The organism is uncultured Faecalicoccus sp. (assembly GCF_944327125.1).
Lineage (GTDB): Bacteria > Bacillota_I > Bacilli_A > Erysipelotrichales > Erysipelotrichaceae > Faecalicoccus.
The window spans coordinates 1-7,757 of the sequence record NZ_CALVGO010000061.1 but is presented as its reverse complement, the minus strand read 5'-3'; the positions used below and the strand labels follow the sequence as shown (position 1 = coordinate 7,757).

General features: G+C 44.0%; 5 protein-coding genes and 1 pseudogene. 3 read left to right on the top strand and 3 right to left on the bottom strand.

Annotated elements, in window-relative coordinates; all coding sequences use genetic code 11:
* Positions 1-413 (bottom strand): annotated as a pseudogene (locus tag Q0K03_RS06610) (asparagine synthetase B); the annotation flags it as partial.
* Positions 414-469: 56 nt separating this feature from the next.
* Positions 470-2,566: a glutamine synthetase III gene (locus Q0K03_RS06605; protein ID WP_297238931.1), complete on the bottom strand. Its 2,097-nt coding sequence runs from the start codon at positions 2,564-2,566 to the stop codon at positions 470-472.
* 209 nt (positions 2,567-2,775) lie between these two features.
* Here Q0K03_RS06605 and Q0K03_RS06600 point away from each other — a divergent pair, with 209 nt between their 5' ends.
* Positions 2,776-3,993 carry a glutamine synthetase family protein gene (locus Q0K03_RS06600; protein WP_297238930.1) on the top strand — a complete coding sequence of 406 codons (1,218 nt, stop codon included), beginning with the start codon at positions 2,776-2,778 and terminating at the stop codon, positions 3,991-3,993.
* Positions 3,993-4,559 carry an ANTAR domain-containing protein gene (locus tag Q0K03_RS06595; protein WP_297238929.1) on the top strand — a complete coding sequence of 189 codons (567 nt, stop codon included), beginning with the start codon at positions 3,993-3,995 and terminating at the stop codon, positions 4,557-4,559. The genes Q0K03_RS06600 and Q0K03_RS06595 overlap by 1 nt, the downstream gene beginning before the upstream one ends.
* Before the next feature lie 28 nt (positions 4,560-4,587).
* Here the strand turns inward: Q0K03_RS06595 and Q0K03_RS06590 are convergent, their stop codons facing one another.
* Complete coding sequence (locus Q0K03_RS06590; protein ID WP_297238928.1) at positions 4,588-5,958, bottom strand: polysaccharide deacetylase family protein; 1,371 nt, start codon at positions 5,956-5,958, stop codon at positions 4,588-4,590.
* A gap of 138 nt (positions 5,959-6,096) precedes the next feature.
* Here Q0K03_RS06590 and Q0K03_RS06585 point away from each other — a divergent pair, with 138 nt between their 5' ends.
* Entirely contained in the window at positions 6,097-7,725 is a 1,629-nt protein-coding gene (locus Q0K03_RS06585; protein WP_297238927.1) for a Na/Pi cotransporter family protein, read from the top strand.
* Positions 7,726-7,757 lie beyond the last annotated feature (32 nt).

The window sequence follows — 7,757 nt, the reverse complement described above, 5'->3', positions numbered from 1 at the left end:
CCAATGGGATCTCGTGCGGCAATGACATGGTGCTCTTTGGTATCGACCAAAATACAGGCAAATTCGGCATCCAGTTCTTTAAACATGTCACAGCCTAATTCTTCATACAGCGGAAGCAAGATCTCACAATCGCTGTCGCTTTCAAAACGGACTCCATTTTCTTCCAAACGGCGTTTGATCGAACGAAACCCATAGATCTCGCCATTACATACGACCCAGTTTCCCTGATAAGAAAACGGCTGCATCCCGCTTTCTGTCAGTCCCATGATTGAAAGGCGCTGGAACCCTAAGATCCCGCCTTCGACCTTCTGGATCCGCATCGCATCAGGCCCTCTGGATATTGTCGGCATCAAAGATCGTTTTACCGTTTCCAAGTCAGCCCGAGAGCTGAAATAGCCGAAGATCGTACACATAACATCACCCTTCCTAAAAGTACGGAAATCCGGCAGTAAACTCTACTGCCGGGATTCTATAGAATGCCAAACAACAATTTTCCATAAGTTGGAAACGGCCATTGGGATTCATCCACCAGTGTTTCCAGTTCGTCGCATGGTTTTCGCAAAGCATCCATCGCAGATAAGATCTCGTCGCGAACAAAGAAAGCGGCTTGTTCAAAATCTTCGATCCGATGCAGACGATCTGTTTTTTCTTCTAATGCCTGGCAGGCTTGGTAGGCTGCCTGGATCTTTTTGGAGATCTTCTTTACCGTTTCTTTTTCATACGTTGATTCGATTTCTTCACAGACGGCTCGTTTAGAAAGGATCGCATCGGATAACTGTTTCGCATATTGTGCGGCTGCCGGCAAGATCTCTTTTTGGGCCATATTGATCATCGTCAAAGCTTCAATATTGATGATCTTTGTATATTCTTCCATGGTAATCTCGTAACGAGACATCATTTCTTCTCGATCTAAAACGTGCATTCTTTCAAAGAGTTCGATATTTTCTTCATGGATGAAATAAGGCAGAGCATCAGGGGTTGTATGAAGGTTTAAAAGCCCACGTTTCTCGGCTTCTTCGATCCATGAATCATCATATCCGTTCCCGTTAAAAATGATTCGTTTATGATGCTTCAGCGTGTTTTTGATCAGATCGTGCAGCGTCGCTTCAAAATCAACAGAACCTTCCAAGACATCCGCAAACTGACGAAGTTCATCGGCGACAACCGTATTGATCACAAAGTTGCATCCGGAGATGGAGGAGTTGGATCCCGGCATACGGAATTCAAATTTATTTCCGGTAAACGCAAACGGTGAAGTACGGTTGCGATCCGTTGTATCCAAAGGAAGCTTAGGAAGTACGCTGGCACCGATCTTCATCAGTTTATGTTCGGCTCCGTCATAAGGGGTCTCGTTGACGATTGCCTCTAACACATCGTTGAGTTCGTCCCCTAAAAATACAGAAATGATGGCCGGCGGAGCTTCATTGGCTCCTAAACGATGATCATTGCCGGCACTGGCTACGCTTAAGCGAAGCAGATCCTGGTGTTCATCGACCGCTTTGATGATGGCCGCCAGGAACAATAGGAACTGGGCATTTTCATAAGGTGTATCTCCAGGCTCTAAGAGATTCTTGCCCGTGTTGGTGGAAATCGACCAGTTATTATGTTTTCCAGACCCGTTGATGCCTTCAAACGGCTTTTCATGAAGCAGGGCGACCATGTCGTGTTTCTTTGCGATGCGCTGGATCAGCTCCATCGTCAGCTGGTTATGATCGGTTGCGATGTTGGTCGTCGAGAAGACAGGGGCCAATTCGTGCTGGGCCGGTGCCACTTCATTATGTTCAGTCTTGGCCGAGACCCCCAGTTCCCACAGTTGTTCATTCAAATCTTTCATGAAGGCCTGTACTCGAGATTTGATCGTTCCAAAATAGTGATCTTCCATCTCCTGTCCTTTCGGACACGGCGCCCCAAATAAAGTTCGTCCCGTATAGATCAAATCTTTTCGTTTTGCGTAATAGTCTTTATCAACCAAAAAATATTCTTGTTCCGGTCCCACGGTGGTCTTCACAGAGGTCACTTCTTCATTGCCAAAGAGCTTTAAGATGCGCAAAGCTTGAATATTGATGGCTTCCATGCTTCTCAGTAAAGGCGTCTTTTTATCTAAGGCATGTCCTGTATAAGAACAGAATGCCGTCGGAATACAGAGAACATTATCTTTGATGAAGGCATAGGAAGTCGGATCCCAGGCCGTATACCCGCGGGCTTCAAAGGTTGCCCGAAGCCCTCCATTGGGAAAGCTGGAAGCATCTGGTTCCCCTTTGATCAATTCTTTCCCAGAAAAGGTCAAACGAACTTTGCCGCCTTCGATAGGATTGATGAAGCCGTCGTGTTTTTCCGCCGTGACCCCGGTCATCGGCTGGAACCAGTGCGTATAATGGGTCGCCCCTTTTGATAAGGCCCATTCTTTCATCGCATGAGCGACGGCATTGGCAATTTTAGGGTTTAACGGTTTGCCTTCCTGGATGGTTTTCTGCAGCTCGCGATACGTATCGGAAGCCAATCCCTCCCGCATACAGTCTTCATTAAAAACTTTGGAACCAAAAATCTTTGTGATGTCTGTTGTCATATCGATTTCTCCTTTAAAAAATAAAAAAAAACGGCAAGAGCAGACAAGAACCCCGTAGGATTTCTTGATTCTGGCATCTTTGCCGTTTTCTATGGTCATTATTCTAATCAAAAAAAGGGGAAAGTCAACACAAAATGAAAATTTTTGAAAACATTTGAAACAAAATGTAGTTTATTGTATAACCTAATCATAAAAAAGGGAGAAAGCTTATGTACACAAAACAAGATATCCTCGATTATGTGGAAGAACAAAACGTAACCTTTATTCGCTTGGCCTATTTTGATGTCTTTGGAAAACAGAAGAACATTTCCATCTTGCCCAGAGAATTAAAACGCGCCTTTGAAGAAGGCATCAGTTTCGATGCCAGTGCCATCGATGGATTTGATCAAGATGTCCACAGCGATCTTTTCTTAGTTCCTAATCCGAACACTATGTCCATCTTGCCTTGGCGTTCTTTAGATGGATCGGTGCTTCGCATGTATTGTGATATTCAATATCCGGATGGAACTCCTTTTGAACTGGATACCCGATACTTACTGAAAAAAACGATGGAAAAAGCTGTTGGAAAAGGGTATCAAATCGAGATCGGTTCCGAGTTTGAATTCTATCTATTTTTAGCGGATGAATACGGAAACAATACCTATATCCCTTTGGACAAGGCCGGTTATATGGATATCGCACCAGAAGATAGCGGAGAAGATGTCCGCAAAAATATCTGTTTGACCCTGGAAGAAATGGGGCTTTATCCGGAAGCCAGCCATCATGAAGAGGGACCTGGTCAAAATGAGATTGATTTTCTTCATTCCCATCCATTACGCGCTGCCGATGATGCGGCGACCTTTAAATGGGTCGTAAAAACGACCGCTAAAGCCAATGGACTGGTGGCAGATTTTAGTCCCAAACCGTTACAGGAAGAAAGCGGAAACGGCATGCATATCAATATGTCGATTTCTTCTCAAGACAGGGCCAAAGATCTGACAATGTCTTTTATGGCCGGGATCTTGCGTCGTTTAGCGGAAATCACCTTGTTCTTGAATCCTTCCGAAAAAAGCTATCAGCGCTTGGGCTCTTTTAAAGCGCCGGGCTATGTCAGCTGGTCGATCCAAAACCGCTCCCAGGCCATTCGCATCCCGGCAACCCGAAATCAAACCAAACGAATCGAGCTTCGCTCTCCAGACTGTTTGGCCAATCCTTATCTTGCCTACAAGCTCCTGATCGAAGCCGGCTTAGAGGGAATTCAGGAAAACTTAGAACCGCAGCCCAGTGTCGATCTAAACTTATTCGAAGCGGATGAAACGATCCTCTCGCAATTACAGCCATTGCCTCGCAATCTTCAAGAGGCTTCAGACCTCGCAAGATCCAGTGATTTTGTGAAGCAAAATCTTCCGGAAGCAATCTGGCAAGCCTATATCGTTTCTAAAGACTAATGCTTAAGATCTTAGTCGTCAGTCCATCGTCTAAGCTTTCTAAACTTGTGCATGAGCTTATGCCAGAGGCTCAACGAGTCGGTGTTTCTTCTGCGAAGGAAGCACAAACATACTTGCGGCAGCAAATCTTTGATCTATGCATCATCCAGCTGCCTCTTCCCGATGAGTTTGGAGTCCGCTTAGCCAGACAATGTGCCAGTCAATATCCGATCGGCATCTTGTTGTTGACGAAAAAAGAAACGTATGATCAAATCGTCTACCAAGTCAAAGAAGAAGGGATCTTCGTTCTAGGGATCCCTTGTCCCAAAGACATGATCGATCAGGCGTTACGCTGTCTGGAAGCCGGCCGTATTCAAATACAAAGAAGCATGATTCAAATAAAAAAGTTGAACAAAAAGCTCCGCGATGATCGTCTGATCTACCAGGCAAAACTGGTCCTGATCGAACAATATCACTGGAGCGAAGAAAAAGCGCACCATTACATTGAACAGATTGCCATGAACTCGGGTCAGAAAAAATCGGTTGTGGCCCAAATGATTTTGGACAAAAATGCAGGCAAGGCTTAAAAATAAAAGTCTCTGGAATTTCAGAGACTTAATTTTGTACTCCGTGATGAACCACATAAGAGTCCTTCGTTAAAGGGTGAAACTGATATCCTTTTTCTTTATAGTATTGAATGATCGTTTCCAAGGCTTCCACCGTTGTATCCTTTGGGCTGGAATCATGGAAAAGAAGATTGATATGATTCATAGAATCCGTACAGCTGGATTCTATGATAGCGTCTTTCGGTATATTATTGCCTTCGGCATCTCCCGAGCTGACATTCCAGTCAAAATACTGATATCCTTTGTCCGCAACCATCTTGACAAGCTGGCTCATGATTCCCTTGGAATAGTTTGCGCTGATCGTATTGGATGCGCCGCCCGGGAACCGAATGATATCGGATTTTTTCCCTGTGATTCCTTCCACCATATCGCTGACTGCCTGTAAATCGGCAAAGTAGGCCTCGGTCGAAGAATAGATGTTGGCATAATCGTGTGTATAGGAATGGAGCCCAATCGAATGCCCTTCATCGTACGCTCTTTTAATAGAATCTCTATGATTTTGATCGTGCCCTGTCACAAAGAACGTTGCCTTGACATTGTACTTCTTTAAAATATCCAGGATTTCTTTGGTGTTGTCGCTTGGCCCGTCATCGAAAGTCAAATAGACGACTTTTTCAGCATATTCCGGATTAAAGAGCACTTCAATCTCAAAAGCCTTATCGATTGAATTGCCGGAACGATCATGAGCACTCGCCACGACTGTATAGGTGCCTGGTGTATAAATATCCAGCTTGCTGGTATCGAGTTCAAAAGACGGCTTTGGATCAAAATCATCTTCAACGGTGATCTTAGAAGCGATGTCTTCTGCGACCCCCTGTGTGATCTTAAAATCCGATACGATATTTAAAATCGGCGGGTTTTCATCCTTGACCCGATTGACCGTAACTTTTTTAGTTGTGCTGTTGCCATAAATATCTTTGGCGACCACCTTCAGTTTTTGTTTCCCGACGGTATCCGGATCGGGCTTTTTTTCAAAAGAAAGTTCATATTCAGAAGCATCCTTTGCTTCACTCACAAACAGTTCCGGAACAATTTCTTCATGTAAATCGACTGTCTTGTTTTGAACTTTTAAAACCGGTCCTTGCGTATCCCGCACATTTACATTTGCTGTTTTGGACTTATCTCTTAAAACATAAGTGATGGTATAATCTCCCGGTTTATCTACATCCACTTCCCCTTTGACTTTCACATCCTCATTGTTTCCTAATACAACAAACCGAATGTTTTCATAGGGATCAAACGTACTGTTTACTTCCACTTCCACGGTATTTTCTTTTAACAGAACCGGATTGTTCCAAAAGTAAAAACCTCCTAATAAAATGACCCCTATCACGATAATAAAAAATATCTTAATTTTCATATTCTTACCCCTTGTGTAATTTATTATATACAAAAAAATTGCAGGCACCATCATATTTTGTGAAATCATTTGTATTCCCTCTCATTTCTTGAGAAAATAAGGCTATGTTCCAATAGAAAGAAATTTGAGGGATCGTATATGAATCTATCTTTGATCTTAGGGCTTCTGGGAGGACTTGCCCTGTTTTTATATGGTATGCAGATGATGTCCGACGGTTTGGAAACAGCCGCTGGAGATCGGTTAAAATCCATTCTTGAGAAGCTGACTTCCAACCGCTTTTTAGGTGTTCTTGTCGGTGCCGTGATCACGGCCATCATTCAGTCCAGCAGCGCCACCACCGTCATGGTCATCGGTTTTGTCAACGCCCGGCTGATGACTTTACGGCAAGCGGTCTGGATCATTATGGGCGCCAATATCGGAACCACGATCACCGGCCAGCTGGTGGCGTTAAATATCAGTGAGATCGCTCCGTTGTTTGCGTTTGCGGGTGTCGCGATGATCGTCTTTTTAAAAAATCAAAAGCTGCACTCTCTTGGTTCGATCCTTGCGGGCCTTGGCATCTTATTTATCGGCATGGATATGATGTCTTCATCCATGGAACCTTTGCGGGAATCCGCTTTATTCATTTCCATGATCACCCGGTTTGCCAACCCGGCCATCGGTATTCTTGTCGGGGCTCTGTTCACGGCATTGATTCAAAGTTCTTCGGCTTCCTTAGGAATTCTGCAGGCACTGGCCAGAAGCGGTGTTATTGGTCTTCAAGGCTCTGTTTTTGTATTGTTTGGACAAAATATCGGTACCTGTATCACGGCCGTTCTGGCATCCATTGGAACTAGCCGGGAAGCCAAACAAACTACGATCATTCATCTCAGTTTCAATATCATCGGTACGATTCTTTTCACAACGGTATGCATGCTGACTCCTTTGACCGCTTTGGTGGAAAGCTGGACACCGGGCAATGCACCGCAGCAGATTGCCAATATGCACACATTGTTCAATGTCGTTACGACCCTTGTGTTGTTGCCATTTGGTACGTATCTGGCTGATTTTGCCCAACGCATTCTGCCTGGCGAAAAAATGGCCATGGATTCAGAAGGTTTGATGTATCTGCAGCCGCTTCCCAAAGCCAATAAGATCATAGGGTTGTCGGCCATCAATGTACAGCAGATCCATGATGAGGTCATGCGAATGATGGAGCTTGCCTACGCCAATGTCAGCGATGCCTTTGATCAGCTGATCCATTATCAGGAAGATCGTTCTAAATCGATCCAAAAAAGAGAAACAACAGTCAACTTTTTAAATAATGCGATCTCCAATTATATTTCAGAAGTCTTTGGAAACGGAAATCTCAATCAGGAAGTCTCTCAAAATTTAACAGCCTATTATATGATGCTGGTCGATATCGAACGAATCTCGGACTATGCCATCAACATGGATCGGCAAGCCATCGTGATCTCTAAAGAAAAAAGTTCCGATGAAGAAAGAAAGATTCTAAAAAAGATGAAAAGCCGAACTTTCAAAATGCATGATCTGATCTTTGATCTCAAACAAGCCGGTGAATATAACGATCACATCGATGAAAACACCCAGGAATGGAGAAATATGCAGATCCAGGGATTAAAAAACAAAACAATATCCAGCGAATTAGGAATCTCCTTCTCCCGCATCTTGACCGATTATGCCCGTATCAACGACCACGCTCTTAACCTTGCCGAAGAAATCGATAAAATCGATAACGAACTTTTTCAGCCCATGATATCGGATTAAAAAACTGCAATACAGCTTACCGTTAAATCTTT

Excerpts from the sequence above, each read along its gene's own strand:
- Q0K03_RS06605 (WP_297238931.1), bottom strand. The coding sequence starts at position 2,566 with ATGACAACAGACATCACAAAGATTTTTGGTTCCAAAGTTTTTAATGAA.
- Q0K03_RS06600 (WP_297238930.1), top strand. The coding sequence starts at position 2,776 with ATGTACACAAAACAAGATATCCTCGATTATGTGGAAGAACAAAACGTA.
- Q0K03_RS06595 (WP_297238929.1), top strand. The coding sequence starts at position 3,993 with ATGCTTAAGATCTTAGTCGTCAGTCCATCGTCTAAGCTTTCTAAACTT.
- Q0K03_RS06590 (WP_297238928.1), bottom strand. The coding sequence starts at position 5,958 with ATGAAAATTAAGATATTTTTTATTATCGTGATAGGGGTCATTTTATTA.
- Q0K03_RS06585 (WP_297238927.1), top strand. The coding sequence starts at position 6,097 with ATGAATCTATCTTTGATCTTAGGGCTTCTGGGAGGACTTGCCCTGTTT.